Consider the following 25,923-nt stretch of genomic DNA (forward strand, 5'->3'; position numbering starts at 1 on the left):
TGGGAGAAACGTTTCGGAGCAGCCTGCATACACGTAGACTCCTGTGGGAATGCGAGAAAGGCGAGACCCCGCAGGAGTGTGCGACGAGGAGGCTTGACGCTCGCCCACGGAAAGCGAAGTGTATGCAGGCTGCGCGTTTAAAAGCAACAATTTATACGAAAACAGCCTTAGAAAAAAGGGAATCGCTGATAAAATAGGTTATGTAGGCGCTTTCGCATGAACTGTAGACGTTTTCACACATAGAGTAGACGTTTTCACCCCAAAACGACATAGAAGAATAAAAAGAACTCATATAAATTGAATAGACATAGAATTAACTTTATAGTGTAGAATAAATTTGAAAACATCTCTCTACCATATTAATGTAACTAATAATACGAAAAACAAATAAAGATGATGATGAACTTGTACTAAAAGTGATTTTGAAAGGAATACTATTGATGAGCAAAAAGGTGCTTAAAAAAACATTTGAGGTTCAAAGCAATGAAACGATTGATCAATGCTTGGATCGAATAAAAAATGAAGGTTACATGCCAATTAGAAGGACAGAAAAGCCAATTTTCGAGGAAATACATCAAAATGACCAGACTGAGTATAAACCAGTTGGTCGGCAAATCGTGTTCGAAGCAAAGCTTTTAGAACAATGAACGAAAATACGAACAATAATAAAACATAATAAAAAAATCGTTCGATTTTTTGGGTTGACAATGTGTAAAAGAGCCTGTTACTATATGGGAGTGATAAAAACAAAAGTGAACATCCTCATATAATCATGGGAATAAGGCCCAAAAGTATCTACCTGACAACCGTAAATTGCCAGACTATGAGGAAGTAAATATGCCCGGCAAATAAAAAATAGATATTGTTCTATTTTGCTTTTTTATGTCTAATTTAGCCCGGACAGATTGCTTTCTCTTCATTACTGAGGCATCTGTTTGGGCTTTTTTAATAGAAAGAGAATCAGGAGGACTCGAATGAACGCTCAAGTTGGAATAATTATGGGTAGCAAATCAGACTGGGAAACAATGAAACATGCATGTGACATTCTAGAGAATTTAGAAATACCATTCGAAAAGAAAGTCGTGTCAGCCCATAGAACTCCGGATTTAATGTTTGAATATGCTGAAAATGCTCGAGATAGAGGTATAAAAATTATTATTGCTGGTGCAGGAGGAGCAGCTCATCTGCCAGGAATGGTTGCAGCTAAAACTACTTTGCCAGTAATAGGTGTTCCAGTTCAATCTAAAGCACTCAATGGATTAGATTCACTGCTATCCATTGTACAAATGCCTGGTGGTGTACCAGTAGCAACTGTGGCGATTGGTAAAGCAGGAGCAACGAATGCAGGCCTTTTAGCTGCACAAATACTAGGTGCAACTGATCCAACAATAGCAGAAAAAATAGATCAGATGAGACAAAAAACAAAAAAAGAAGTATTAGAAAGTAGTGATGAGCTTGTCTAACCAAATGATTTTGCCTGGACAAACGATTGGAATTATCGGTGGAGGGCAATTGGGAAGGATGATGGCATTAGCGGCGAAAGCACAAGGATACCGCATTGCTGTTTTAGACCCAACAGAGGATTCACCGTGTGGACAAGTAGCAGATGTTAAAATCATTGGTGAATATCAGAGCATTCCTTCTATTAAAAAATTAGCTGAAGCAAGCGATGTTATCACATATGAATTTGAAAATATTGATAAGGATGCACTTGATTGGCTGACTGAGCATGCATATGTTCCACAAGGTTCTAAGCTACTTGAAATTACGCAAGATCGGACAACAGAAAAAGCTTCTTTACAGGATGCTGGGGTTGATGTAGCCCCTTATGCAGTTATAAATGATATTAATGATATTTATGTTAATATTAATGAGCTAGGCTATCCTTCTGTGTTAAAGACAGCTAGAGGCGGTTACGATGGCAAGGGGCAATTTGTCATTAAGGATGAAGGACAAATAAAAGAAGCTGCAAGCCTTTTGGAAAAGGGGCAATGTGTCCTTGAAAAATGGATAAAGTTTGAGAAAGAAGTTTCCGTCATTGTTACAAGGAATTCTCGCGGAGAAGCTTCTGTTTTTCCAGTCGGAGAAAATATTCATGTCAATAATATTCTTCATGAAACAATCGTACCGGCTAGAATGAGTAAAGAGGCAGAGGAATTGGCGATTAAAAAAGCATATCAGATTGCTGAATCGTTTCAGTTGATTGGGACGCTAGCGGTTGAAATGTTTTTAACAAAAGAGGACAAGATTTACATAAATGAACTTGCCCCTCGCCCTCATAACTCAGGTCATTACTCTATTGAAGCATGCGAAACCTCACAATTTGAACAGCATATTAGAGCAGTGTGCAACCTGCCTCTAGGGAGCACGCAATTATTAAAACCTGCTGTCATGGTGAATATATTAGGAGAGCATCAATCTACTATAATAGAGAAAATAGAAGAGTTGAAAAATTGGAAAATACACTTATACGGTAAAAAAGATGCAATTGAAAAACGTAAAATGGGGCATGCCACACTATTAAGAAGCACTGTAGAAGATGCACTTGCAGAAATTGACCAAAGCCGTATATGGAACCTGGCAACAGAAAGGATCGGAGGATAAAAGATGATTGATCGTTACACAAGACCCGAAATGGGTGCAATTTGGACAGAGGAAAATCGATTTAAAGCATGGCTAGAGGTGGAAATCCTAGCATGTGAAGCTTGGGTTGAGCTAGGGGAGATTCCGAAAGAAGATGTCCAAAAAATTCGTGAAAATGCATCATTTGATATTAACCGCATCAACGAAATCGAATTAGAAACAAGACACGACGTTGTTGCTTTTACACGTGCTGTGTCAGAAACATTAGGAGAAGAAAGAAAATGGGTTCACTACGGATTAACTTCAACAGATGTAGTCGACACTGCTCTTTCTTACTTAATCAAGCAAGCGAATGATATTTTATTAAAAGATATTGAAAATTTTGTTGAGATCTTAAAAAATAAAGCACAAGAACATAAATATACAGTAATGATGGGGCGTACACATGGTGTCCATGCTGAGCCTACTACATTCGGATTAAAGCTTGCTTTATGGTATGAAGAAATGAAACGTAACTTAGAACGTTTTAAATCAGCAGCTGCTACGATTGAATATGGAAAAATCTCTGGGGCAGTTGGCACTTATGCTAACATAAACCCTTTTGTAGAAGCTTTTGTTTGTGAAAAGTTAGGCATAAAGCCTGCTCCGATCTCCACTCAGACATTACAGCGTGATCGTCATGCACAATATATGTCAACATTAGCTCTAATTGCAACTTCTATTGAGAAGTTTGCCGTTGAGGTTCGCGGGTTGCAAAAAAGTGAAACACGTGAAGTAGAAGAGTTCTTTGCTAAAGGTCAAAAAGGTTCTTCTGCGATGCCGCATAAGCGTAATCCGATTGGGTCAGAGAACATGACAGGTCTTGCTAGAGTTATTCGTGGTCATATGTTAACAGCGTATGAGAATGTTCCATTATGGCATGAAAGAGATATTTCCCATTCATCTGCAGAAAGAATTATTATTCCTGATGCAACGATTGCTCTTAACTATATGTTAAATCGCTTCGGAAATATCATTAAAAATTTAACTGTCTTCCCTGAGAACATGAAGCGCAATATGGATCGTACACTTGGTCTTATTTATTCACAACGTGTGCTTCTTGCGTTAATTGATAAAGGACTTACGAGAGAAGAGGCTTATGATACTGTTCAACCTCGTGCAATGGAAGCTTGGGAAAAACAAGTTCCTTTTAGAAGCTTGATTGAAAGTGATGAAAAAATCATAGCTAAGCTAACGCCTGCAGAAATTGAGGATTGCTTTGACTATAATTATCATATTAAGCATGTAGACACGATTTTCGATCGCTTAGGATTATAAAAAATGAAAAGAGGTAAGGTTGAACCTGCCTCTTATCGTCATGTTATGCTTTAAGCTTTAATGGCAATCCCTAATCTAAAAAATAAGGAGACTTTTCAATATGGAAAAGACAGCTTTATTATATGAAGGAAAAGCAAAAAAAGTATATGGGACAAACGACGAAAATGTTGTTTGGATTGAATATAAGGATTCAGCAACAGCTTTTAACGGAGAAAAAAAAGCTGAAATCGCTGGAAAAGGTCGTTTAAATAATGAGATCACTAGTTTATTGTTTGATAAACTGAAGGAAAAGGGAATTGAATCTCATTTTATCAAACGCTTATCAGAAACTGAGCAGCTTGTTAAAAAAGTAGAGATCATTCCATTAGAAGTTGTTGTCCGTAATTTTGCAGCTGGCAGCTTTTCAAAAAGATTAGGAATAGAAGAAGGTATTTCCTTATCAAAGCCTTTGGTTGAGTTTTACTATAAAAATGATGATTTAGGTGATCCTTTAATCATTGAAGATCATATCGAAGAACTCAAGCTAGCGAATGTAGAAGAAGTTCAAATTCTAAAGCAGAAAGCAAAAGAAGTGAATACCGTATTATCAAGCTTTTTTGAGGAATTAGGGATTCGCCTTATTGATTTTAAACTTGAATTTGGAAAAGATGCTTCTGGACAAGTCCTACTTGCTGATGAGATTTCACCTGATACTTGTCGCTTATGGGATTTAAAAACGAATGCAAAGCTTGATAAAGATGTTTTCCGCCGTGATTTAGGTAATCTTACTGATGCTTATGAAAATATTCTCGAAAGACTTGGGGGCCAATAATATGTATAAAGTTAAAGTATATGTGACATTAAGAGAAAGTGTGTTAGATCCACAAGGTGGAGCGGTTATGCACTCTTTGCACTCATTAAAATATGAAGAAGTGAAAGATGTAAGAATTGGAAAATATATGGAGCTATTGATTGAAAAATCCGATCGCCCTGTAGAGGAAACTGTGAAGGAAGTTTGTGATCGCCTTTTAGCTAACCCTGTAATTGAGGATTATCGTTTTGAAATAGAGGAGGCTGTTGCTCAGTGAAATTCGCAGTAGTTGTATTTCCAGGTTCCAATTGTGATGTCGACATGTTCCATGCTATTAAAGACGAACTTGGTGAAGAAGTAGAATACGTTTGGCATGACTCTGAAAGCTTGGAAGAATATGACGGGATTTTACTGCCTGGCGGATTTTCATATGGAGACTATCTCCGTTCCGGAGCAATTGCCCGTTTTAGTAATGTAATGAAAGAAGTCGTAAAAGCTGCAGAAGCGGGGAAACCTGTTTTAGGCGTTTGTAATGGGTTTCAAATTCTCTTAGAAGCAGGTCTTTTGCCTGGAGCAATGAGACGAAATGACAGCTTGAAATTTATTTGCCGACCAGTTCAGCTGAAGGTTGAGAACAACCAAACCATGTTTTCTTCTTTATATGAAAGCGGAGAAGTCATTACGATTCCGATTGCCCACGGAGAAGGAAACTATTATTGTGACCAAGAAACATTAGCTAAATTACAAGAAAATAATCAAATCGTTTTCACATATAGCGGAAGCAACCCAAATGGAAGTCTTCTTGATATTGCTGGTATTATGAATGAAAAAGGCAATGTATTAGGAATGATGCCGCATCCTGAGAGAGCTGTTGATGAGCTTTTAGGCGGAGCGGATGGGTTAAAAATATTTAGATCTATCGTAAAACAATGGAGGGACGCACATGTCGTTAATGCTTGAGCCAAGTCCGCAGCAAATTAAAGAAGAAAAGATATATACACAAATGGGTGTGACTGATGAAGAATTTGCGATGATTGAGAAAATTTTAGATCGTCTGCCTAATTATACAGAGCTTGGCCTTTTTTCTGTCATGTGGTCAGAGCATTGTAGCTATAAAAATTCAAAGCCAGTTCTAAAGAGATTCCCTGTTAAAGGTGAGCACGTTTTACAAGGGCCTGGTGAAGGTGCCGGTATCGTTGATATTGGAGATGGACAGGCAGTGGCATTCAAAATTGAAAGCCATAACCATCCATCAGCGATTGAGCCATATCAAGGAGCAGCGACAGGTGTTGGCGGTATCATCCGTGATGTATTTTCAATGGGAGCTAGACCAATTGCTATTTTAAACTCTTTACGATTTGGGGAACTTGACAATCCAAGAACAAAATACCTTTTTAAAGAGGTTGTAGCAGGGATTGCAGGATACGGAAACTGTATTGGGATTCCAACAGTGGGTGGAGAGGTTCAGTTTGACAATTCATACGCTGGAAACCCGCTTGTTAATGCAATGTGTGTAGGTTTAATCGATCATAAGGATATTAAAAAAGGGCAAGCACATGGTGTAGGAAATACCGTTATGTACGTTGGAGCGAAAACTGGACGTGATGGAATCCATGGTGCAACCTTTGCATCCGAAGAATTAAACGATCAATCCGATGAAAAACGACCAGCTGTTCAGGTTGGTGATCCATTTATGGAAAAGCTGCTTTTGGAAGCTTGCTTAGAGCTGATTCATAATGATGCTCTTGTTGGAATTCAGGATATGGGTGCTGCTGGTTTAACAAGCTCTAGTGCTGAAATGGCAAGTAAAGCAGGATCTGGAATTGAAATGAATCTTGATTTTGTTCCACAACGTGAAACAGGTATGACAGCTTATGAAATGATGCTTTCAGAATCTCAAGAACGTATGCTTATTGTTGTGACAAAAGGAAGAGAACAAGAAATTGTGGATCTTTTCTCTAAATATGATTTAGAAGCTGTTGCGATCGGAACTGTAACAGACGACAAAATGCTTCGCCTTATCCATAAAGGAGAAGTGGTGGCAAATGTTCCTGCTGATGCTTTAGCTGAGGATGCACCTGTGTATCATAAGCCTTCTGAGGAGCCGCAAATGTATCGTGATTTCCAATCAATGGAAAACGAAGTGCCAAAGGTAGAAGATTTAAATGAAACATTAGAACAATTATTAGCTCAGCCTACGATTGCAAGTAAGGAATGGGTTTATGATCAATATGACTATATGGTAAGAACGAATACCGTTGTTTCCCCAGGTTCAGATGCAGCTGTCGTTCGTATTCGTGGAACTCGTAAAGGATTAGCGATGACAACAGATTGTAATTCACGTTACCTTTACTTAGATCCTGAGGTAGGCGGGAAAATTGCTGTCGCAGAAGCAGCAAGAAATATTGTTTGCTCTGGGGCAGAGCCTCTTGCTATAACAGATAACTTAAACTTTGGAAATCCTGAAAAGCCAGAAATCTTCTGGCAAATCGAAAAAGCAGCTGACGGAATTAGCGAAGCTTGTCTAGCACTAAAAACACCTGTTATCGGCGGAAACGTTTCATTGTATAATGAAACAAACGGGACAGCTATTTATCCAACCCCTGTAATAGGTATGGTAGGTCTAGTAACAGATATTGATCATGTTACGACACAAGAATTCAAGCAAGCAGGAGATCTTATCTATTTACTTGGTGAGACAAAGGGTGAATTTGGCGGAAGTGAGCTTCAAAAGCTGCTTTTTGGAAAAATTTACGGAAAAGCTCCTGAATTAGATTTAGAAGTAGAAAACAAACATCAGCAAAGTGTACTTGAAGCAATTCGTGCAGGGCTTGTTGCTTCAGCACACGATCTTGCTGAAGGTGGACTTGCTGTAGCAGCTGCAGAAAGCTTATTTAGTTCGAAGGGATTAGGAGCGAATATTACGGTATCTGGTAATGCTGTTTCTGCGTTATTTAGTGAATCACAATCTCGTTTCCTATTGTCAGTAAAAAAAGAGCATCAAGAAGAATTTGAACGTGTCGTTGGGGCAACGTTAATAGGTGAAGTAACTGATTCATCAGTCCTTCAAATTTCTAATGAAAAAGAATTACTAATAAACAAACAGGTTGATGAGCTTAAGAATGCCTGGAAAGGAGCTATTCCATGCTTGCTGAAATAAAAGGGCTTAATGAGGAATGTGGCATATTTGGCGTTTGGGGTCATGAGGATGCAGCACAAATCACTTATTACGGTCTTCACAGCTTACAGCATCGAGGACAAGAAGGCACTGGTATTGTTTCAACAGATGGAGAGTCGCTTAAAGGCGTTAAAGGTGAAGGGCTTGTTGCAGAGGTTTTCTCTTCTGATGCAATAAAAGATCTAAAGGGGAAGGCAGCAATCGGACATGTTCGTTATGCAACTGCAGGAGGCAGTGGTTATGAAAATGTTCAGCCCCTTTTATTCCATTTCCAAAGTGGAAGCTTGGCTCTTGCGCATAACGGAAATTTAGTAAATGCAACACAATTAAAAGGGCAATTAGAAGGACAAGGAAGTATCTTTCAAACAAGTTCAGATACGGAAGTGCTGGCTCATTTAATTCGAAGAGGAGGATTTTCCTCTTTCAAGGATCGTGTTAAAAATGCACTATCGATGTTAAAAGGAGCTTATGCGTTCTTAATTATGACTGAATCGGAACTAATGGTTGCACTCGATCCAAATGGAATGAGACCTCTATCATTAGGGAAGCTTGGAGATGCTTATGTTGTCGCTTCGGAAACATGTGCCTTTGACGTTGTAGGTGCAGAATTTATCCGAGATGTAATGCCGGGTGAATTATTAATTATCGACGATAATGGGTTTACTTCTGAAATGTATTCTGTTGCTTCTAATATCGCCATGTGTACAATGGAATATGTCTATTTCTCTCGTCCAGACAGTGATATTAATGGTATCAATGTTCATAAAGCGAGAAAAAATCTTGGGAAGCAATTAGCAATTGAAGCTCCAATTGAGGCTGATGTTGTAACAGGTGTTCCAGATTCAAGTATTTCCGTTGCAATTGGCTATGCCGAAGCATCAGGAATTCCTTATGAGCTTGGCTTAATCAAAAATCGATATGTAGGTCGAACGTTTATTCAGCCATCTCAAGCTTTACGTGAGCAAGGAGTAAAAATGAAGCTTTCGCCTGTCCGAGGCGTTGTCGAAGGTAAAAGAGTCATCATGGTGGATGATTCGATTGTCCGTGGAACGACTTCCAAACGTATTGTAACAATGCTTAAAGATGCTGGAGCAACTGAGGTTCATGTCTTGATTAGCTCACCGCCGATTAAAAATCCATGCTTCTATGGCATTGATACGTCTACTAAGGAAGAGCTAATCGCTTCTAAACATTCAGTTGAGGAGCTTCGTGAGTTAATTGGAGCGGATAGTTTAACCTTCTTATCTGTCGAGGGAATGATTGAAGCGATTGGCAGAAAAGACGAGGGTGAAAATCGCGGACATTGCTTAGCATGCTTTACAGGTAAGTATCCAACAGATATTTACCCAACAACAAAAGAGACATCTACATGCTAAATTTATCAAATACGTAAGTATTTAAACGATCATTATCCATCAACCTTACACCCATATGAAAAGGTGTAAGTCAAAAGAATGTTAAAGATATAGAACAATAAGATAAAAGCGGCATTGAATGATGTCGCTTTTATTTCGATTAGGATATGCGATATCGATATTAGGAGGAAAAAGAATGGCTAATGCTTATAGACAAGCAGGCGTTGATATTGAAGCTGGCTATGAAGCAGTGACAAGAATGAAAAAACATGTGCAAAAAACGGTTCGTCCTGGCGTATTAGGTGGATTAGGCGGTTTTGGAGGAATGTTTGATTTATCCGTCTTAAATTTAAAGGAACCAATTCTAGTGTCAGGTACAGATGGCGTCGGTACAAAACTTATGCTTGCTTTTATGATGGATAAGCACGATACAATCGGAATTGATGCTGTTGCTATGTGCGTAAATGATATTGTCGTACAAGGAGCAGAACCAATTTATTTTCTTGATTATATTGCATGCGGTAAAGCAGAGCCAGCGAAAATTGAAGCCATTGTGAAAGGCATTGCAGATGGCTGTGAGCAAGCAGGATGTGCACTAGTCGGCGGAGAAACAGCGGAAATGCCAGGGATGTACAGTGAAGAAGAGTATGATTTAGCTGGGTTTGCAGTCGGTGCTGTTGAAAAAGCGAAGATCATTACAGGACAAACCATTCAAGCAGGGGATGTTCTTATTGGTTTAGCTTCAAACGGCATTCATAGTAATGGTTATTCATTAGTAAGAAAACTATTTCTTGAAGAAGCAAAAATGTCATTAACAGATCATGTAGATGAATTAGGCAGCACTTTAGGAGAAGAATTGCTTCGTCCAACGAAAATTTATGTAAAATCAATTCTTTCAGCTTTAAAACAATTCGATATTAAAGGATTAGCGCATATTACAGGCGGAGGTTTTATCGAAAACGTTCCACGTATGCTTCCTGAAGGTCTAGGAGTAGACTTAGACGAAAGTAAATGGGAGATCCCTCCAGTGTTTACACTTATGGAATCCATCGGTAAGTTAGATCGCAAAGAAATGTACAATATTTTTAATATGGGAACAGGAATGGTCCTAGCTGTTGACGAAAAAATTGCAGATGATGTCATTAACCATTTTAACAGTATTGGAGAAAAGGCTTATCAAATTGGAGTCGTAACAGATCAAGCAGGCGTACAAATTAGGCTTAAATAAGTATCGGGGGATCAAGATGAAAAACATTGCTGTTTTTGCATCCGGAAGTGGCAGCAATTTTCAAGCTATCATGGAGGCAATTAAAGATGGAAGGCTGAAAGCCAATGTGGCGCTATTAGTGTCTGATCAGCCTTCCGCCTATTGTATTGAACGAGCAAAACAAGAAAATATACCGTATTTTGCTGTTCGAGCAAAGGATTATCCAAGTAAAGTGGATTACGAAAAAGATATATTAGAGCAGCTAGGTAAGCATAATATTGAATTTATTGTCCTTGCAGGCTATATGCGATTAATTGGATCAACCTTACTTCAAGCATTTGAGGGTCGAATGGTCAATATTCATCCGTCTTTACTCCCCGCTTTTCCAGGAAAAGATGCGATTGGTCAAGCGCTCGAAGCTGGTGCAGAAAAAACAGGTGTAACCATTCATTTTGTGGATGCAGGAATGGATACAGGCCCAATAATTTCTCAAGAATCTATTAACATAGATCAAGAAGATACAAAGGAATCCTTGCAAGAAAAAGTACACAAGATCGAACATCAGCTCTACCCAGCTGTATTAAATAAATTATTTAATCAATCTTAATGGCAGCATCATAATGTTATTCATATAGGAGGCTTTCTCAGAAAATGAAAAAACGTGCGTTAATAAGTGTTTCGGATAAAACAGGCATTACAGAATTTGCAAAAGAATTGTATGAGCTTGGCTTTGAACTTATCTCAACTGGCGGAACAAAAAAAGCTATTCATGACAGTGGAATTCCTGTTTTAAGTGTAAGTGATGTAACAGGCTTTCCTGAAATATTAGAAGGACGTGTAAAAACGTTAAATCCATATATTCATGGTGGTCTTTTAGCTAAATTTGACAATCCTAGTCATCAAGCACAATTAAATGAACACAAAATCCAACCAATTGATGTTGTTTGTGTAAACTTATATCCATTTCAACAAACAATCGCAAAGCCGGATGTAACAGTAGAAGATGCGATTGAAAACATTGATATTGGTGGCCCAACAATGCTGCGAGCATCTGCAAAAAATCATCAATACGTAACAGTTGTAGTGGATCCAACTGACTATGAAACCGTCATTAGTGAATTAAAAGCTGATGGAGAGGTACAGCATGCCACTCGCAGAAAGCTTGCTGCAAAAGTATTCCGCCATACAGCTGCTTATGATGCGATGATTGCTGAGTATATGACAGAGCTTGCAAATGAAGAAACGCCTGAAAAACTAACGGTTACATATGAATTAAAGCAGTCATTAAGATATGGTGAAAACCCACACCAAAAAGCGGCATTCTACCGCAAGCCTTTAGGCTCTGAGTTTTCTATTGCTTATGCAAATCAATTACATGGAAAAGAGCTTTCCTACAATAATATTAATGATGCGGATGCAGCTCTTCAAATTGTTCAAGAATTTACGGAGCCTGCTGCTGTAGCTGTTAAGCATATGAATCCTTGTGGAGTTGGTACTGGAGAAGATGTATTTGGTGCTTTTACGAAAGCTTTTGAAGCAGATCCTGTTTCCATTTTCGGTGGAATTATTGCATTAAACCGTGAAGTAGATGGACAAACAGCTGAAAAGCTTCATGAAATCTTCTTAGAAATTATTATTGCCCCTTCTTTTTCAAAAGAAGCTTTGGATATTTTAACAAGCAAAAAGAACTTACGTTTATTAACGATTCCTTTTTCTAATGATCACAAAAAAGAAATGAAGCTGACAACTGTTGAAGGTGGACTTTTAACACAAGAGTATGATGCTTATACTTTGGATGATGCAACCCTTACAGTTGCAACCGATAGAGAGCCTACTGAAGAAGAGTGGAAAGCACTTAAGCTTGGCTGGAAGGTTGTTAAGCATGTGAAATCGAATGCGATTGTTGTAACAAACGAAGATATGACACTTGGAATTGGTGCTGGCCAAATGAACCGAGTAGGAGCTGCGAAAATTGCTTTAGAACAAGCTGGTGAAAAAGCAAAGGGTGCTGTTCTTGCTTCCGATGCATTTTTCCCAATGAACGATACGGTTGAAGTCGCTGCAAAAGCAGGAATTACAGCTATTATCCAAACAGGGGGGTCCATTCGTGACGAGGATTCCATTAAAAAAGCGAATGAATATGGCATTGCCATGGTCATGACTGGAGTTAGACATTTCAAACATTAATCGGGAGGTGAATGAGATGAATGTATTAGTAGTAGGCCGTGGCGGCCGTGAGCATGCGATTTGTACAAAGGTAAAGGAAAGTCCAAAGGTTGACACGGTATTTGTTGCCCCAGGTAATGCTGGCATGACCGATGTTGCGGAGCGAATTGCGATTGATGAAACAGAACAAGAGAAGCTGATTGATTTTGCTTTAACAAATCAAATTGGGTTAACGATTATTGGTCCTGAGGTGCCTTTATTACAAGGCTTATCTGATCGTTTTGCTGAAGCTGGGTTAAAGGTATTTGGACCGAAGCAAAAAGCGGCTGAAATTGAAGGTAGTAAATCGTTTGCAAAGGATTTAATGCAAAAATATCAAATTCCGACTGCAGAATATGCTGTTTTTTCAAAGTATGAGGATGCAAAAGCTTATATTGAAGAAAAGGGTGCCCCAATTGTTATCAAAGCAGACGGACTAGCAGCTGGTAAAGGGGTAACTGTTGCGATGACATTGGAGGAGGCTTTAAACAGCATTAAAGAGATGCTTTTAGATGCAAAGTTTGGCGATGCATCCGCTACAGTTGTCGTGGAAGAATTTTTAGCAGGCGAGGAATTCTCCCTTATGGCATTTGTTAATGGAGAAACGGTAATTCCTCTTGAAATTGCTCAAGATCATAAAAGAGCCTATGATGGAGATCAAGGTCCAAATACAGGCGGAATGGGAGCTTATTCTCCAGTGCCTCATATCGGGGATGAATCGGTTCAAATTGCTATTGAAACGATTTTAAAGCCGACAGCTAAAGCGATGATCGAAGAGGGAAGAACGTTCACAGGCATTCTTTATGCAGGCTTGATTAAAACGGATAAAGGACCTAAGGTCATTGAGTTTAATGCACGTTTAGGAGACCCAGAAACGCAAGTCGTTTTACCTAGAATGAAATCTGATCTTGTGGAAGTCATCGAAGAAATTTTAGATGGCAAAGTACCGGAGATAAAATGGTATGATGAAGCGATGCTTGGTGTCGTAGTTGCTTCAAAAGGTTATCCTGAGGCATATGAAAAAGGTGCCGTATTAAGCGGATTAGAAAACATTGAAAATGCTTATGTATTCCATGCTGGTACACAAAAGAACGAACAAGGTGAATTTGTAACAGATGGAGGTCGCGTGCTTTTGGCTGCAGCTAAAGCAAAAAGCTTAAAGGATGCACAAGCAAAGGTCTACGCTGAGCTTGAATACCTGCAATGCGACGGTGTATTTTATAGAAAAGATATCGGCTTTAAAGCGATTAAAGGCGCTGTAGCTGGACAATAAACTATTTTTTATAAAAAAGGTGATACAAAGTCGTTGTTTTTGACTTTGAATCACCTTTTTTCTGTAAAAAATATCCTTATATCGGAAAAATAAAAAATATCAGCTAAGTTCATGATAAACTTTTATTCTTCGTGATATTCTTTTAAGAAGGATTATACGTCATCTCGTCCTCTTGCTTTTTATCGTTTTTCCAATTACCCATCATTTCTTGACTTCTCTCGAATAGAGCAGTCATTGGGCAGAAACGGACAATTCCTTCAGCTATTTTCATTCCTCCAAAAAATGCTGCAACTAGATAAGATTCACGCCAAGGTCTTTTCACAAGCTTAGAGGTGCTCCAAGCTAAAATGGTAAAGCCTATCGTAATTCGAATAAGCGCATTTAATAATCCAATATTTGGTTTTATATTCAATTTGAACGCTCCTTTACTCATTAATAACAAATATTAACTTTTTTTGTGCTTGTATGGATAAGGTGTGATAGAATAAATAATTATGAAAAGGCTTTCTTTTTCTATAACCTATTTTATACTTACGTTGAAAATCCAATGATCATCTTTATATATATAAATGAAAGACCGGAGGAGGGAATAAATAATGCTAGAACAACGATATCGATGGAAAAATACACAGCTTCGTAAGCAGGTATCTGTATTAGACGGAAAAGAATCCCCAACACTGTTACTTAAAAATGCTTATTATTTAAATCAATGGCTTCGCAAATGGATGAAAGCGAATATATGGATTTACGAAGATCGTATTGTATACGTTGGAGAGCACCTCCCGCCATTATTGGATCACCATTGTGAAGTCATGGATTGCGCTGGTTTTTTTCTTGTTCCAGGTTATATAGAACCACATGCCCATCCATTTCAATTATATAATCCCCTATCTCTTGCCAGCTATGCATCAAAGCTTGGAACGACCACTTTAATCAACGACAACCTTGTCCTTGCTTTACACCTCAACAATACAAAAGCGTTTGATTTGATGGAGACTTTTAAAACCATATCTGCAACTATGTATTGGTGGTGTCGTTTTGATGGGCAAACGGAATTAACGAATGAGGAGACAATTTTTTCAGATCAAAATATTTCATCATGGCTTGAGCATGATGCTGTTTTACAAGGAGGAGAATTAACAGGGTGGCCTAAGCTATTAGATGGGAATGATCTCATGCTTCATTGGATGCAGGAAACAAAGAGAATGAGAAAAAAAGTTGAAGGTCATTTTCCTGGTGCCTCGGAAAAAACGCTAGCAAAAATGATGCTATTTGGAGTCGACTGTGATCATGAAGCGATGACAGGGAAAGATGTCCTTCAACGTTTGCTGCAAGGTTATACGGTTTCGCTAAGATATTCCTCTATTCGACCAGATTTACCGGATTTATTAGAAGGGATTCATAAGCTTGGTATACATTCATATGATCAATTTATTTATACAACAGATGGCTCCTCAGCTACTTTTTATGAGCAGGGAATGATTGATCATATGATAAGGATTGCCATAGAAAATGAAGTACCAGTAGTAGATGCTTACAATATGGGGACGATCAATCCTGCCCGTTATTACCATTTAGATTATTTACATGGCCAAATTGCAACGGGAAGAATAGCCAATATTAACTTTTTAGAGGATCAAAAAAACCCTACTCCAATTTCAGTACTTTCAAAAGGAAATTGGCTGAAAAGAGAGAATCAGCTGATTGAAGAAGCATTTCCTTCCTTGAATTGGAGAGAATTTGATCTCGATCCATTACAAATAGAATGGGAGCTAACCATTGACGACTTGCAATTTTCGATGCTTTTTGGAATCGAGATGGAAAATGGCGTTATCACGAAGCCGTATTCGGTTACGATCGATGTCTCACGTGAGAATTTGTCGTATGAGCATGATGAATGTTTTTTTATGCTCATTGATAAACATGGAAAATGGCGGCTGAATACGATTCTAAAAGGCTTTGCTAATCGTCTTGATGGTTTTGCTAGTTCCTATTCCAATACAGGGGATATTATTCTAATAGGAAAAAATAAGCATGAAATGATCCGAGCATTTCATAGAATAAAAGAAATGGGAGGAGGGATCGCACTTGCAGACAGTGGACAAATAATAACGGAAATCCCTCTTAGCTTAAAAGGAATAATGGCAAATTTAACGATAGAGGAGCTAATCAAATGCGAAAAACAGCTTCTTATCCATTTAAGGGATAAAGGATATCGTTTTGAGGACCCCATTTATACCTTATTGTTTTTCTCATCTACTCATTTGCCTTATATCCGGATTACACAAAGAGGGATGTATGATGTCATGAACAAAATGGTACTCTTTCCAACGATAATGCGTTAAAATATAAAAGAGATCTTATTTAGCAGGGTTTTATTTGAGAATAGGGAATGTTTTAGTAAGCGAGTAATTAAGGGGGATCAGGTGGAGGGTCTTTAGCCGCCTGATTTTTAAATCCCTCTTATGTACGTGCAGAAGAGAGGGATTAACCCCAAAAATGAAGATAAATACTTTCATTTGGAGGGAATATGCATAAGAGATGGCTAATGTTTTGTTTGGTATTCATAATTGTTGTTTCCGGCTGCACAAAAAAGCAAGAGGCAACGGGATCAAAAGAGCCGAATAATGCTGGGGAAGCGGTAGATGAGCCACAAGAACCACAGGATGAGGAAGAACGACCCACTTTTCATTTTCCTTTAACTGGAATGAAAAGTGATGAAGAAGTAAAAGGTCGTGCAATCGCGGTTATGGTGAACAATCATCCTAGTGCTAGGCCGCAGTCAGGCTTATATAAAGCAGATATTGTGTATGAGTTGTTAGCAGAAGGAAGCATCACTCGTTTTCTTGCTATTTTTCAAAGTGAACAACCGAATATTATCGGTCCAGTAAGAAGTGCAAGGGAATATTATATTAAGCTGGCAAAAGGATATAACAGTCTGTATATTGCACATGGATATAGTGCACAAGCAAAAGAACTGCTTGATAGCGGCTATATTAATCATTTAAATGGAATGCAGTATGACGGAACATTATTTGAAAGAGCAAGTTTTAGAAAAGCTCCCCACAATTCCTATATTCAATATAAGAACATATTAAAAGGTGCAGAACAATTGCATTACGAAATGGATACTCCGCCTCCTTCCCTTACTTTTTTAACAAATGAGGAAATAGATCATTTAAATGGTGAAGCAGCTAATTCTGTGAAAATATCGTATTATTCTGATCCTGTATTTAGTTCTATTTTTGAATATGATCCAAGTATAGAAAAGTACAAACGCTTTTCAAATGGTGAGCAAACCGTTGATTATGACACAAAAAATCCAGTATTAGTAGATAATGTTTTGATTTTAGAGGCTGACCATAAAGTGATCGAAGGCAGCGGATATCGTGAAATTAATTTGACTTCTGGAGGAAAGGCTTACTTTCTGCAAAAAGGAAAGTGGTACGAAGTCGAATGGATGAATAAAGATGGAAGAATCATTCCTGTCCGAAATGGAAAAGATGTTGGTTTTGTACCAGGTAAGACATGGATTAATGTAGTCCCTACTAATCCAGGGTTAGAAAAAGTGATTTCATTTAACGCACAATAAGAAGGGGTATTGATACATGCAAATTGATAAATTACGTGGAAGAGAACTTGATCAATTATTTAATTCCATCCTATCATTAAAAAATTTAGAAGAATGCTACCGCTTCTTTGATGATTTATGTACGGTAAATGAGATTCAATCGCTCTCGCAAAGGCTCGAAGTAGCTCGTATGTTAAAGGAAGGAAAAACATATCATAAAATTGAAACAGAGACTGGCGCAAGCACAGCAACCATTTCTCGAGTAAAACGCTGTTTAAACTATGGGAATGATGCATATGAAATGGCCTTGGACCGAATTAAAGAGACAGAGGAAGCGAAAAAAGAAAATGAATAAAGCTTGAAAAATTCAAGAATGCAACAAGTTTAGTCTCTTCGGATATACTCAAACAAAAAAAGTTGATCCTCAATAATTTGAAGATCAACTTTTTTTGTTTATTTGAAGAAATTCTTCATGAATGGTTAAGAGAGGTTCATGTATGCTGATCTATGGTTGTTTGTTTATTTCTCTCGACTAGTGCTTGAATGGTGTCTTCAATGCCTTTCTCATACGGCGTGGCGGGAATCGGTCCGACAAGTCGTTCATATTTGCTTCCATCCAAAACGACAGGCTCCTCTGTTAAATATAGCATCTCGACAATTTCACGAATAATGGGGTCAAACATGCCGATAAAGGTTAGCGAGGCTTTTCGCAGTGGAATAACGGGCTTTGAAATTCCTCTTGCTTTTTGAGCAAGTTGAACAAGCTCTCTGCCTGATATAACACCGGAACCTGGAATGTTCCAATTCTGACCGTACGCCTCATCCAAGCTCGCTAGTTCAACGATCATATCAGCCGCATCGGGTAAATAGACATATTCACGCGGTATGGTCATATTTCCGATAAACATTGCTGTTTTGCCCTCTGCAATAGCTTCCATTGTCATTCCCAAATAGGAGCTTTTGTTTGCAGTAGGGCCGTAATAATCTGGCAGCCTTACAATTAGATGCTTAGACTGATTCCAGCGAGAATGGAAGATTAGTTTTTCGAATTCGAGCTTAATTTTCCCTTTTTTCGTATGAGGATTTTTGGGATGATCTTCATTCACATACTGTGTCTTTGCATGGCCATAGGGATAAATGCCGTCCACAAATACAACCTTTGCACCTAGTCTGTTAGCGGCTTTCAGAACGGCCTCTCCTAAAGGAAGCTGCTGCTCTTCCATTTTGTTGTACGGAACAGCTGCACACTGAAAAATCACATCTGCTTCACTTGCTGCCTTATAAACATCTTCTACTTGAAAAACATCCCCAGTTTGCAGGGTCAGATACTCCGGGTTTCCATAAGACTCTTTCAGCTTAAGGAGTTTTTCAGATGAACGCCCAAAAGCAATTGTTGGGATGCCCCTATTGATTAATTCCCTAACAATGGCTGATCCAGTTCCGCCTGTCGCTCCTAATACGATTGCTTTTTTCATGGTTAGTTGCACGCTCCTTGTTTTTTAGTTAGTGATTAATCAATCACTATTCTTTTTAAAAAAATAGACGCTTTTATTCGTCTATTTTCATTAGCTCTGGCAAATTTAACGACATGGATATGTTGCACAGCATGCCTTTTGCCAGAAATAGCATCGTTCGTTCCGCTGGATTTTTGATACCCGCCTCATGAAAAGCTTGATATACAGTTTTCCTGATGTCCTTAAAGCCATCCTGCATCACCTTCATAATGGAGTCCTCTTGAATGGACTGTGCCTGCATTTGCAAGAGAATTTCATTACGGTGAGAATTCATGATCTGCTCATAAGACGCGATCAGTTCATCTTCCAACCGGTTGTTCGGAGTCGAATCGATGACTTTAAGAAAGGAATCCATGATGCGTTTCCATGATACTTTCAGTGCTTCGATTAACAGTTCCTCTTTAGTGGAAAAAAACTTAAACACGTAAGGCTGAGATATTTCGGCTTTTTCCGCGACTTTCGCTGTTGTTGCCCTGTAATAACCCATTTCGGCAAAAACCTCAATGGCTGCCGAAATGATTTGGGATTGGCGGCTGACTGAAGTTGTAGATGTTTTTGGCATGTTTGTTCATCCTTTATTTTTTCAGATTCACAGTTAGTGATTGATCAATCACTAACTGTAGTATAGTCCATTTTTCTCCGATAAACAAGGGGAGTACAATAAAAATTTCTCAAATTTTCCTTCAAAGGTCCACTAGGCATTCTGTTAAGTATTATTGGGGGAGGCTTCATATTCTTTGATGCTCGAATTTTATTAGGATAGACGATTTACTAGGAGAGGATGAAATGAATTTTTTTCTATTAAAGGATAAGAAGGTTGTATTTGGATTAATTACTTCTCTCGTTTTAAATGTGATCGCAATTATTTTTTGCTATACTTACTATTGACTTTTGGCTTGTTTTTATTGTGCTTTCTCAAATTTTGTTGTTTTTGAGTGTTAAAAGAGCTGACGATTTATCTAAAGAAATGAATAGTAGGTGATGATGTGGGTCCACAAACTGTTTTTTCCATTTTTACTGTTGTTATTATTTGCATGACGATAATTTCCATTAATTATGCGCTGTTTATCGCTTATAAAAAAGAAACGATTACAATAAAAAAAGCCATAAGCATTAGCATATTAACATGTTTCATTGGATATATAGTGTTATTTATTTTTATGATAGGAATAAGTTATCTTTTCGAGAGACTTCTTTAATTTAGTGATCTTTTACTCTATAATATTACTAGTAAAATACCAGCAATCAGATTAGGCAGTCCAAACAAGAAGAGGTTCATGCTAATGTTGATTCTTTTGCTGCGCTCCTGTTTATTTTCGTTCGCAAAATTTGCTCTGATCCGGTCTCCATCGATAAAGGCTCCTGTTAGGAGTCCTGAAACGAGCAAACTCCCGATTCCGATGATTCCTACAGCAGTGAGGATGAAATGATTAGAATCGATCATTAACCCTGCTGTTAAAAAAATTAACCCACTGCTTAAGCCAAATAAGAATGATCTCATTTAAATCCTCCTCAATAATAAATGGTTGTTATTTGTATTTTATCATTATTTTTACATTTGATGACAGTTTAAATATAAAAACAAGGAATGTCTCATATTGAGATGTCCTTGTTTTTATATAATTTATTCTTTTTCAAGCCATTCAATTAAAATGGTTAGTTTATTTGCACCGTAATCTGATTTGTGACTAATTTTAAATTCCATATCTTCATTTGGCAGCGCTATCTTTTTTCCTCTTATAAGAATGTTTTCTGATTCAACCTGTTTTGCCACTTTTTTTAATAACTCCGCAAAGTGAAGGCTTCTACCTACAAATTCTTCTTCCAATTTCAAACTTAATCACCTCCGTTTAAATAGTTAATACTTGTTTTAGGACATTCATTTTTTCAACTTCAACTTTATAGCATTTTAAGAGCTTTCTTTCTTCTCCCACTTCCCCTTTTTTAAAAGGACTTTTCACATATCCATAAAATTTATGAGGAAATAACCAATCAATATAAATAATTTTTCTTTGTTCTGGAGTGAGCGGGAAGATCGATTCATAGCTGTCAATCATCTCTTCCAATGTGGCTAAATCCCATTTGCCTAGCTCCTCCATTCGTTTTGCGATCAGCTTACGTACATCACGCAAAGGTGTATCGTAAGCTAGATTATCTAAATCAAGAACATATACTCCTTTTTCTGTTTGAAGCGCATTCCCTTTACCGTAATCTTGGTGACACATATAACCATATTCGCCTATTTCCTTGTTCCACTCTTCGTAGCAAGAATTTTTAAGCAACTGAATGGATTGATTTGCCAAGTTAATCATTTCATCGGCTATTTTTACATAGGACTGGTGGAATAATGTGTTTTGCTTTTCTGATTCAGTTTTCCATTGCTTTAATTCCTCTAGCATTTTTTCAAAGTGTGTAGGCCACACCCCCATACGGTCATAAGTCTCACAATCAGCAGGGGGGACGAACCCTACCGTATCTTTATGGAATTGCGCTAAGCCTTTTAGCCCTAAAAGTAGGTGTTCTTGATTTTTTTCCATATCCAAGTCCGTGCCTTCAATCCAGCGATAGAGGACGAGAGCGTAACCCTCGTGAACAAAGTAGAGTTTATGATCCTTTGTAGGAACGATACTAGCAACAAGGGCACCTTTAGTAGAAAGATAGGATTGAGCGGCTGTTGTATATTGAACAATCGGAATGGATTTTCTAATCCGTTTTAAGCAAACTGTCCCATCTGAGGTGCTTGCTTTCCATATAGTTTTGATTCCTCCACTTTGGATAACCTGAATATTATAAATAACAAGATGTGGATAATAAGCTGCCATTAACTGTTTACCTAATTGAAGCTCTTCTACACTATTCATGATTGACCACCTCGTCAAGCCTTGTGACGAATTCCTGAAGTACGCTTTCTTTGCTTAATTCAGTCGCAATCATTTTATTTAAGCGGTCAACGTGTTTTTTAAACGGCCATTTTGCTTCTCTATTCTCGTAATATTTAGAAACTTGTCCATAGAATAAATGTGGAAATTGGATGTCTGCTACTAGAATAAGATATTGTTCTTTCGTTAAAGGATTCACTTCCTGATAAGCTTTCATCATTTTGATCATAAGCTCAATATCCCATGCCGCCGCTTTTTTCATGACTTTGTTTAATATTTTTCTCATGTCGCGAACAGGGATATCAACCGTCAAAGAGTCCATATCAAAAACATATAGAGAGCCTTTGCTTCCTATAGCTAAATTTCCAGCTGCAAAATCCTGGTGGCACAATGTTTTAGTAACTTTGGTTTCATCCACCCAACGATCAAAGCTCGGGTCATTAAGTCTATTAAGAGAGGCTTGGGCTTGCTTTAAAAAGGTATCAACTAGAGTCAAAAATTGGTGATCAAACTTATTTTTATCCTTTGTCTGTGACAGCTGCTTTTTCCATGCTAACAATTTCTCAACGCGTTTTTGCATGTCTGTTTTCCATTCTGTTAAAAGAAAGGATGGGAATTTTCCAGTTGGAGATTCAATCCCTTTTGAGGCTTTATGAAAGGCGGCCATCCCCTTTAAAATTAATAGCAGATCATTTTCAAATTTATATTCCGGTGATTTTCCATAGACTGCTTCGAAAAGGACAAAGTATTCTTCATCGAGCTTGACAAAGCCATCTCCTGAATGTGTTTTAATAACAGCTGGTGTTTGAATTCCATTGTTTCTTAAATAATCAATTGCGTGAACCATGAAGGTGATATGATCCTTATTAAACGGAACCTTTTTCAAAATGACTTCCCCTATGTTTGTTTCAATGGACCATACAGCTTTTTTTCCTTTATAGGATAATAAATAAATTTGGCGTACCTCTAAAGGATAATGAGAAATAACACGTGTAACAACTTCTTCAAATATGGCGTCCAAAAAGACACCTCCTTACGATAGCTAAAATTTTTCGGGATAAATGAATGGTCTTATACATACAAGCTAAGTGCTGATTAAATAGTTCATCATTGAGATTTTGATGCTAAATAGAGATTTTCTAGCCTCTGCGATACATGCTCAAATCCAAAATGATCTTCAACATCGGCTCTCCCTGCTTTTGCTAAAGTGACAGCTGCTTTTTCATCAGACAAAAGAAATGATAGTGCTTCGCTAAACGCTTCAGGATTTGTATAATCATCGATGATCATGCCGTTTTTTAGATGTTTAATAATTTCTGCATTTCCACCACGGTTGGTTGTAATAATCGGCAACCCGGTTCCCATCGCTTCATAATGTACTCTAGCTAAAGGTTCTTGCCATTGGGAGCTGCATACAAATATATCGCCAACCAAAAAATAGGAAGGGATTTCATAAGGGGGAACAAAACCAGTGAAGATTACTTTATCCTGTCCGATCTCTTCGGCAAGCTGTCGCAAACTTTGTCCGTAATCATCAATACGGTCATCGCTAAACCATTTACTACCGACAATAACTAGTGAGGTATCAGGATGTTTCTCGATCACTTGCTGCATCGCCTTCAAAAGAACATCAGGCCCCTTTACAGGACTTAATCGACCAACAAAAAGAATTACTTTCTGATCGCTTACACCGTATTTTTGTCTTAGTGTATTTCTCGCTACCTGTGCATTTATATCCCATAGTGGTTTGTATTGCTGTAAACTAATGCCAGAATAAACAGTTTTGATTTTATTTTTTGCAGAAGGAAATCGGGAAATAATGGTTCGGCCAATATAATCACTAATCGTCATGATTTGATCTACGGCTTGAATAACCAAATTTCCTATTTCTAATGATATTTTGCCTTCCTTAAACATTTCATTATGAAGGCTTACAACGAACCGGCTTTCTGGCATAGAAGATTTATAGATGAGAACATTTTTAGGTCGATTAAATACATGAACGATATCGTAATAATCATTGTTTTTATTTTTTTTTGCTAATTCTTTTCCGACATGAAATTCATAATCCTCATTTGGAACTCGTATATATTCAACATCGTTTACAATTTCATGGTTGGGAAGATCTGGGTCTGAAATGCAATAAATCGTCAATTCATGCTTTTTACTTAAGTGCTGTGTGACACCGTCAATTAAAATTTGAACGGCTCCTCCTCTAATTGGTGGAACTGGAAGCATCTCTGTACAAATGAATGCTATTTTAATAAGATACCCCTCCTTCTATCCAAGTGTAAGTAAGGAAAAAATGTTATTTTTCCTTACCTATATTAAAATATGAATCTTTTTTCGTTATTGAACCGTCGAATGAACTAAGTGATGTATCTATTTATATTTAAAAAAAATGAAACTAATTACAAAAAAAAGATGCCCATAAGCTTCTGGGCATCCCATTTTTTTGCTTTTCTTAAATTAGTGTTGTGCTTTTTCGAGTGCAAGCTTAATTCCAAATCCAACGAGTACAATTCCAGTTATACCTTGAATAATTCTTTGTGTAGAAGGTTTCTTCATAAAAACACTAATTTGATTAATCAAAAATACATATAGTAAGAACCAAATAGCCGTTAAGATTGCATAAGTGATCCCCATCAGGAGAAAAGGGATAAGGGTATTGTTACTAGAATCAACAAATTGAGGTAAAAAAGTAAGAAAGAAAACAGCCACCTTTGGATTAAGGATGTTTGTTAGAAAACCTTGTCTAAAGCATGAAATATTTTCTTCCTTCTGTTCGTTCTTATTTTCAATAGCTGAGGTGTTCTCCACTTTTTTTATAGACAATAAGGCTTTTATACCTAAATAGATCAAATAGATAGCTCCTACATATTTGAAAATGGAGAATAGCAGAGCAGATTTCACAATAATCGCTGATAGCCCGACTACAGCTGCAAAAGTATGGATGAATAAAGCACAACAAGTGCCTAAGATCGTTTTTATTCCGCCTGCTTTTCCAAACGATAACGTATTTTTAGTTGCAATGGCTGTATCAGGGCCAGGGAGAATAATAAGTAGGATAGACATGAAGATAAATAGGGTAAAGTGTTCCATGATGTTTACCACCTTTATTGTTTTTCGTTTCGTCTAATTTACCATAGTTTCATCTTGTATTTTCATTTTATTTGAAAAATTTTTAGAATTTATCTATTGCTGAATTAAATATTTTGTTTCCTTACCCATTCATTAAAACTCCTGTTGATTTCCTTTTTTTCTTTAAATGACTAATGCTATAATGATTTAATGGAATTCTTAAAATGGAGGAAGTATGATGTACGATGTTCGCGAGTGGCGCCATGTGTTTAAGCTCGATCCAAATAAAACGATTACAGATGAAGATCTAGAGAAAATATGTGAATCAGGAACGGATGCAGTCATTGTAGGCGGTACGGATGGAGTAACATTAGAAAACGTGCTGCATTTAATGGCGCGAGTGCGAAAATATGTTGTGCCTTGTGTGTTAGAGGTGTCAACAATTGATTCTGTTACACCTGGATTTGATTTATATTTTATTCCGACCGTATTAAACAGCCAAGAGACAAAATGGGTAACAGGCTTGCATCATGAAGCAGTTAAGGAATACGGAGGAATCATGGATTGGAATGAAATTCTCATCCAGGGATATTGCATCATGAATCCGGAATGCAAAGCAGCGCAGCTGACAAAAGCCAATACAAGCTTAGAGATAGAAGATGTTGCGGCTTATGCAATGATGGCAGAGAAAATGTTTCATCTCCCAATCTTTTATTTAGAGTATAGTGGAACGTATGGAGAACCTGAGGTCGCTGCAAAGGTCAAGGAATCATTAGAAAGCACGACGTTTTTTTATGGTGGGGGAATTTCAACACTCGAGCAGGCGAAGGAAATGGCGGCTTATGCAGATGTAATTGTCGTTGGAAATTTAATCTATGAAGATATAGATACAGCATTGAAAACGTTAAAGGCTATACATTAATCATTGATAAGTATGGAAAAAAGAGTTATGATAAAACAGAATATATGT

General features: G+C 37.6%; 26 protein-coding genes and 1 riboswitch. Of the genes, 17 read left to right on the forward strand and 9 right to left on the reverse strand.

Translation table 11 applies throughout. The annotated features are described in order from the left end of the window. The first annotated feature begins 440 nt into the window (after positions 1–440). The 13 genes from FDO66_RS00005 to purD all read left to right on the forward strand — a co-directional run bounded on the left by FDO66_RS00005 (position 441) and on the right by purD (position 13,908). Positions 441–647, forward strand: a complete 207-nt coding sequence (locus FDO66_RS00005; protein WP_141430358.1) for an NETI motif-containing protein — start codon at positions 441–443, stop codon at positions 645–647. A 95-nt stretch (positions 648–742) separates the two neighbouring features. After that, a riboswitch (purine riboswitch) is annotated at positions 743–844 on the forward strand. Positions 845–974: 130 nt separating this feature from the next. Then, positions 975–1,463, forward strand: a complete 489-nt coding sequence (gene purE / locus FDO66_RS00010; protein WP_141430359.1) for a 5-(carboxyamino)imidazole ribonucleotide mutase — start codon at positions 975–977, stop codon at positions 1,461–1,463. Beyond that, positions 1,450–2,604 (forward strand): 5-(carboxyamino)imidazole ribonucleotide synthase, encoded by a 1,155-nt coding sequence (gene purK / locus FDO66_RS00015; RefSeq protein ID WP_181444388.1) that lies wholly within the window; start codon positions 1,450–1,452, stop codon positions 2,602–2,604. Before purE ends, purK begins: the two co-directional genes overlap by 14 nt. A gap of 3 nt (positions 2,605–2,607) precedes the next feature. After that, positions 2,608–3,900, forward strand: a complete 1,293-nt coding sequence (purB, locus tag FDO66_RS00020) for an adenylosuccinate lyase (RefSeq protein WP_141430361.1) — start codon at positions 2,608–2,610, stop codon at positions 3,898–3,900. 100 nt (positions 3,901–4,000) lie between these two features. Next, positions 4,001–4,711, forward strand: a complete 711-nt coding sequence (purC, locus tag FDO66_RS00025) for a phosphoribosylaminoimidazolesuccinocarboxamide synthase (protein ID WP_141430362.1) — start codon at positions 4,001–4,003, stop codon at positions 4,709–4,711. A gap of 1 nt (position 4,712) precedes the next feature. Further along, the gene (gene purS, locus FDO66_RS00030) at positions 4,713–4,967 is read left to right on the forward strand and encodes a phosphoribosylformylglycinamidine synthase subunit PurS (protein ID WP_141430363.1); all 255 of its coding nucleotides are present in this window, start codon (positions 4,713–4,715) and stop codon (positions 4,965–4,967) included. After that, positions 4,964–5,650 carry a phosphoribosylformylglycinamidine synthase subunit PurQ gene (gene purQ / locus FDO66_RS00035; RefSeq protein WP_141430364.1) on the forward strand — a complete coding sequence of 229 codons (687 nt, stop codon included), beginning with the start codon at positions 4,964–4,966 and terminating at the stop codon, positions 5,648–5,650. Before purS ends, purQ begins: the two co-directional genes overlap by 4 nt. Then, complete coding sequence (gene purL / locus FDO66_RS00040; RefSeq protein ID WP_141430365.1) at positions 5,634–7,850, forward strand: phosphoribosylformylglycinamidine synthase subunit PurL; 2,217 nt, start codon at positions 5,634–5,636, stop codon at positions 7,848–7,850. The genes purQ and purL overlap by 17 nt, the downstream gene beginning before the upstream one ends. Beyond that, positions 7,835–9,244 carry an amidophosphoribosyltransferase gene (gene purF, locus FDO66_RS00045; RefSeq protein WP_141430366.1) on the forward strand — a complete coding sequence of 470 codons (1,410 nt, stop codon included), beginning with the start codon at positions 7,835–7,837 and terminating at the stop codon, positions 9,242–9,244. The genes purL and purF overlap by 16 nt, the downstream gene beginning before the upstream one ends. A gap of 175 nt (positions 9,245–9,419) precedes the next feature. Beyond that, on the forward strand, positions 9,420–10,451 hold the full coding sequence (gene purM / locus FDO66_RS00050) for a phosphoribosylformylglycinamidine cyclo-ligase (protein ID WP_141430367.1): 1,032 nt from the start codon (positions 9,420–9,422) through the stop codon (positions 10,449–10,451). Between the two features lie 16 nt (positions 10,452–10,467). Next, on the forward strand, positions 10,468–11,037 hold the full coding sequence (purN, locus tag FDO66_RS00055) for a phosphoribosylglycinamide formyltransferase (protein WP_141430368.1): 570 nt from the start codon (positions 10,468–10,470) through the stop codon (positions 11,035–11,037). A gap of 44 nt (positions 11,038–11,081) precedes the next feature. After that, positions 11,082–12,617: a bifunctional phosphoribosylaminoimidazolecarboxamide formyltransferase/IMP cyclohydrolase gene (purH, locus tag FDO66_RS00060; RefSeq protein ID WP_141430369.1), complete on the forward strand. Its 1,536-nt coding sequence runs from the start codon at positions 11,082–11,084 to the stop codon at positions 12,615–12,617. Positions 12,618–12,633: 16 nt separating this feature from the next. Beyond that, on the forward strand, positions 12,634–13,908 hold the full coding sequence (gene purD, locus FDO66_RS00065; protein WP_141430370.1) for a phosphoribosylamine--glycine ligase: 1,275 nt from the start codon (positions 12,634–12,636) through the stop codon (positions 13,906–13,908). 142 nt (positions 13,909–14,050) lie between these two features. On the opposite strand, the gene FDO66_RS00070 is transcribed toward purD, so the two are convergent. After that, positions 14,051–14,320 carry a YgaP family membrane protein gene (locus tag FDO66_RS00070; protein WP_141430371.1) on the reverse strand — a complete coding sequence of 90 codons (270 nt, stop codon included), beginning with the start codon at positions 14,318–14,320 and terminating at the stop codon, positions 14,051–14,053. 184 nt (positions 14,321–14,504) lie between these two features. Here FDO66_RS00070 and FDO66_RS00075 point away from each other — a divergent pair, with 184 nt between their 5' ends. From FDO66_RS00075 to FDO66_RS00085, 3 genes are all read left to right on the forward strand, one after another. Further along, the gene (locus tag FDO66_RS00075) at positions 14,505–16,253 is read left to right on the forward strand and encodes an adenine deaminase C-terminal domain-containing protein (protein ID WP_141430372.1); all 1,749 of its coding nucleotides are present in this window, start codon (positions 14,505–14,507) and stop codon (positions 16,251–16,253) included. 203 nt (positions 16,254–16,456) lie between these two features. Beyond that, positions 16,457–17,500: a DUF3048 domain-containing protein gene (locus FDO66_RS00080; RefSeq protein ID WP_258535508.1), complete on the forward strand. Its 1,044-nt coding sequence runs from the start codon at positions 16,457–16,459 to the stop codon at positions 17,498–17,500. A gap of 16 nt (positions 17,501–17,516) precedes the next feature. Further along, positions 17,517–17,834, forward strand: a complete 318-nt coding sequence (locus FDO66_RS00085) for a YerC/YecD family TrpR-related protein (RefSeq protein ID WP_141430374.1) — start codon at positions 17,517–17,519, stop codon at positions 17,832–17,834. Between the two features lie 136 nt (positions 17,835–17,970). On the opposite strand, the gene FDO66_RS00090 is transcribed toward FDO66_RS00085, so the two are convergent. The 8 genes from FDO66_RS00090 to FDO66_RS00125 form a co-directional block, all read right to left on the reverse strand. Next, complete coding sequence (locus FDO66_RS00090) at positions 17,971–18,954, reverse strand: SDR family NAD(P)-dependent oxidoreductase (RefSeq protein ID WP_141430375.1); 984 nt, start codon at positions 18,952–18,954, stop codon at positions 17,971–17,973. 73 nt (positions 18,955–19,027) lie between these two features. After that, a complete protein-coding gene (locus FDO66_RS00095) occupies positions 19,028–19,555 on the reverse strand; it encodes a TetR/AcrR family transcriptional regulator (protein ID WP_141430376.1) in 528 nt (175 codons plus the stop codon). 654 nt (positions 19,556–20,209) lie between these two features. Then, complete coding sequence (locus FDO66_RS00100) at positions 20,210–20,494, reverse strand: DUF5316 domain-containing protein (RefSeq protein ID WP_141430377.1); 285 nt, start codon at positions 20,492–20,494, stop codon at positions 20,210–20,212. A 123-nt stretch (positions 20,495–20,617) separates the two neighbouring features. Further along, positions 20,618–20,827 (reverse strand): hypothetical protein, encoded by a 210-nt coding sequence (locus tag FDO66_RS00105; RefSeq protein WP_141430378.1) that lies wholly within the window; start codon positions 20,825–20,827, stop codon positions 20,618–20,620. 16 nt (positions 20,828–20,843) lie between these two features. Continuing rightward, the gene (locus FDO66_RS00110) at positions 20,844–21,854 is read right to left on the reverse strand and encodes a CotS family spore coat protein (protein WP_141430379.1); all 1,011 of its coding nucleotides are present in this window, start codon (positions 21,852–21,854) and stop codon (positions 20,844–20,846) included. Continuing rightward, positions 21,847–22,893 (reverse strand): CotS family spore coat protein, encoded by a 1,047-nt coding sequence (locus tag FDO66_RS00115; RefSeq protein ID WP_141430380.1) that lies wholly within the window; start codon positions 22,891–22,893, stop codon positions 21,847–21,849. Before FDO66_RS00115 ends, FDO66_RS00110 begins: the two co-directional genes overlap by 8 nt. Positions 22,894–22,979: 86 nt before the next feature. Then, positions 22,980–24,110, reverse strand: coding sequence for a glycosyltransferase family 4 protein (locus FDO66_RS00120; protein WP_258535509.1), 1,131 nt, complete (start codon positions 24,108–24,110; stop codon positions 22,980–22,982). 231 nt (positions 24,111–24,341) lie between these two features. Then, positions 24,342–24,974, reverse strand: a complete 633-nt coding sequence (locus FDO66_RS00125; protein WP_141430381.1) for a LysE family translocator — start codon at positions 24,972–24,974, stop codon at positions 24,342–24,344. A gap of 217 nt (positions 24,975–25,191) precedes the next feature. Here FDO66_RS00125 and pcrB point away from each other — a divergent pair, with 217 nt between their 5' ends. Then, a complete protein-coding gene (gene pcrB, locus FDO66_RS00130) occupies positions 25,192–25,875 on the forward strand; it encodes a heptaprenylglyceryl phosphate synthase (protein WP_141430382.1) in 684 nt (227 codons plus the stop codon). Positions 25,876–25,923 lie beyond the last annotated feature (48 nt).

Origin of the sequence: Bacillus sp. 03113, from assembly GCF_006546985.1 — a bacterium.
Lineage (GTDB): Bacteria > Bacillota > Bacilli > Bacillales > Cytobacillaceae > VATK01.

Bases quoted from the DNA above. Each gene is read 5' to 3' on its own strand.
- purB (WP_141430361.1), top strand. From the start codon at position 2,608: ATGATTGATCGTTACACAAGACCCGAAATGGGTGCAATTTGGACAGAG.
- FDO66_RS00090 (WP_141430375.1), bottom strand. From the start codon at position 18,954: ATGAAAAAAGCAATCGTATTAGGAGCGACAGGCGGAACTGGATCAGCC.
- FDO66_RS00085 (WP_141430374.1), top strand. From the start codon at position 17,517: ATGCAAATTGATAAATTACGTGGAAGAGAACTTGATCAATTATTTAAT.
- purF (WP_141430366.1), top strand. From the start codon at position 7,835: ATGCTTGCTGAAATAAAAGGGCTTAATGAGGAATGTGGCATATTTGGC.
- FDO66_RS00075 (WP_141430372.1), top strand. From the start codon at position 14,505: ATGCTAGAACAACGATATCGATGGAAAAATACACAGCTTCGTAAGCAG.
- FDO66_RS00100 (WP_141430377.1), bottom strand. From the start codon at position 20,494: ATGAGATCATTCTTATTTGGCTTAAGCAGTGGGTTAATTTTTTTAACA.
- pcrB (WP_141430382.1), top strand. From the start codon at position 25,192: ATGTACGATGTTCGCGAGTGGCGCCATGTGTTTAAGCTCGATCCAAAT.
- purK (WP_181444388.1), top strand. From the start codon at position 1,450: ATGAGCTTGTCTAACCAAATGATTTTGCCTGGACAAACGATTGGAATT.
- purD (WP_141430370.1), top strand. From the start codon at position 12,634: ATGAATGTATTAGTAGTAGGCCGTGGCGGCCGTGAGCATGCGATTTGT.
- FDO66_RS00095 (WP_141430376.1), bottom strand. From the start codon at position 19,555: ATGCCAAAAACATCTACAACTTCAGTCAGCCGCCAATCCCAAATCATT.
- FDO66_RS00125 (WP_141430381.1), bottom strand. From the start codon at position 24,974: ATGGAACACTTTACCCTATTTATCTTCATGTCTATCCTACTTATTATT.
- purL (WP_141430365.1), top strand. From the start codon at position 5,634: ATGTCGTTAATGCTTGAGCCAAGTCCGCAGCAAATTAAAGAAGAAAAG.
- purS (WP_141430363.1), top strand. From the start codon at position 4,713: ATGTATAAAGTTAAAGTATATGTGACATTAAGAGAAAGTGTGTTAGAT.
- purM (WP_141430367.1), top strand. From the start codon at position 9,420: ATGGCTAATGCTTATAGACAAGCAGGCGTTGATATTGAAGCTGGCTAT.
- FDO66_RS00110 (WP_141430379.1), bottom strand. From the start codon at position 21,854: ATGAATAGTGTAGAAGAGCTTCAATTAGGTAAACAGTTAATGGCAGCT.
- purC (WP_141430362.1), top strand. From the start codon at position 4,001: ATGGAAAAGACAGCTTTATTATATGAAGGAAAAGCAAAAAAAGTATAT.
- FDO66_RS00120 (WP_258535509.1), bottom strand. From the start codon at position 24,110: ATGCTTCCAGTTCCACCAATTAGAGGAGGAGCCGTTCAAATTTTAATT.
- FDO66_RS00080 (WP_258535508.1), top strand. From the start codon at position 16,457: ATGTTTTGTTTGGTATTCATAATTGTTGTTTCCGGCTGCACAAAAAAG.
- purN (WP_141430368.1), top strand. From the start codon at position 10,468: ATGAAAAACATTGCTGTTTTTGCATCCGGAAGTGGCAGCAATTTTCAA.
- purH (WP_141430369.1), top strand. From the start codon at position 11,082: ATGAAAAAACGTGCGTTAATAAGTGTTTCGGATAAAACAGGCATTACA.
- purE (WP_141430359.1), top strand. From the start codon at position 975: ATGAACGCTCAAGTTGGAATAATTATGGGTAGCAAATCAGACTGGGAA.
- FDO66_RS00005 (WP_141430358.1), top strand. From the start codon at position 441: ATGAGCAAAAAGGTGCTTAAAAAAACATTTGAGGTTCAAAGCAATGAA.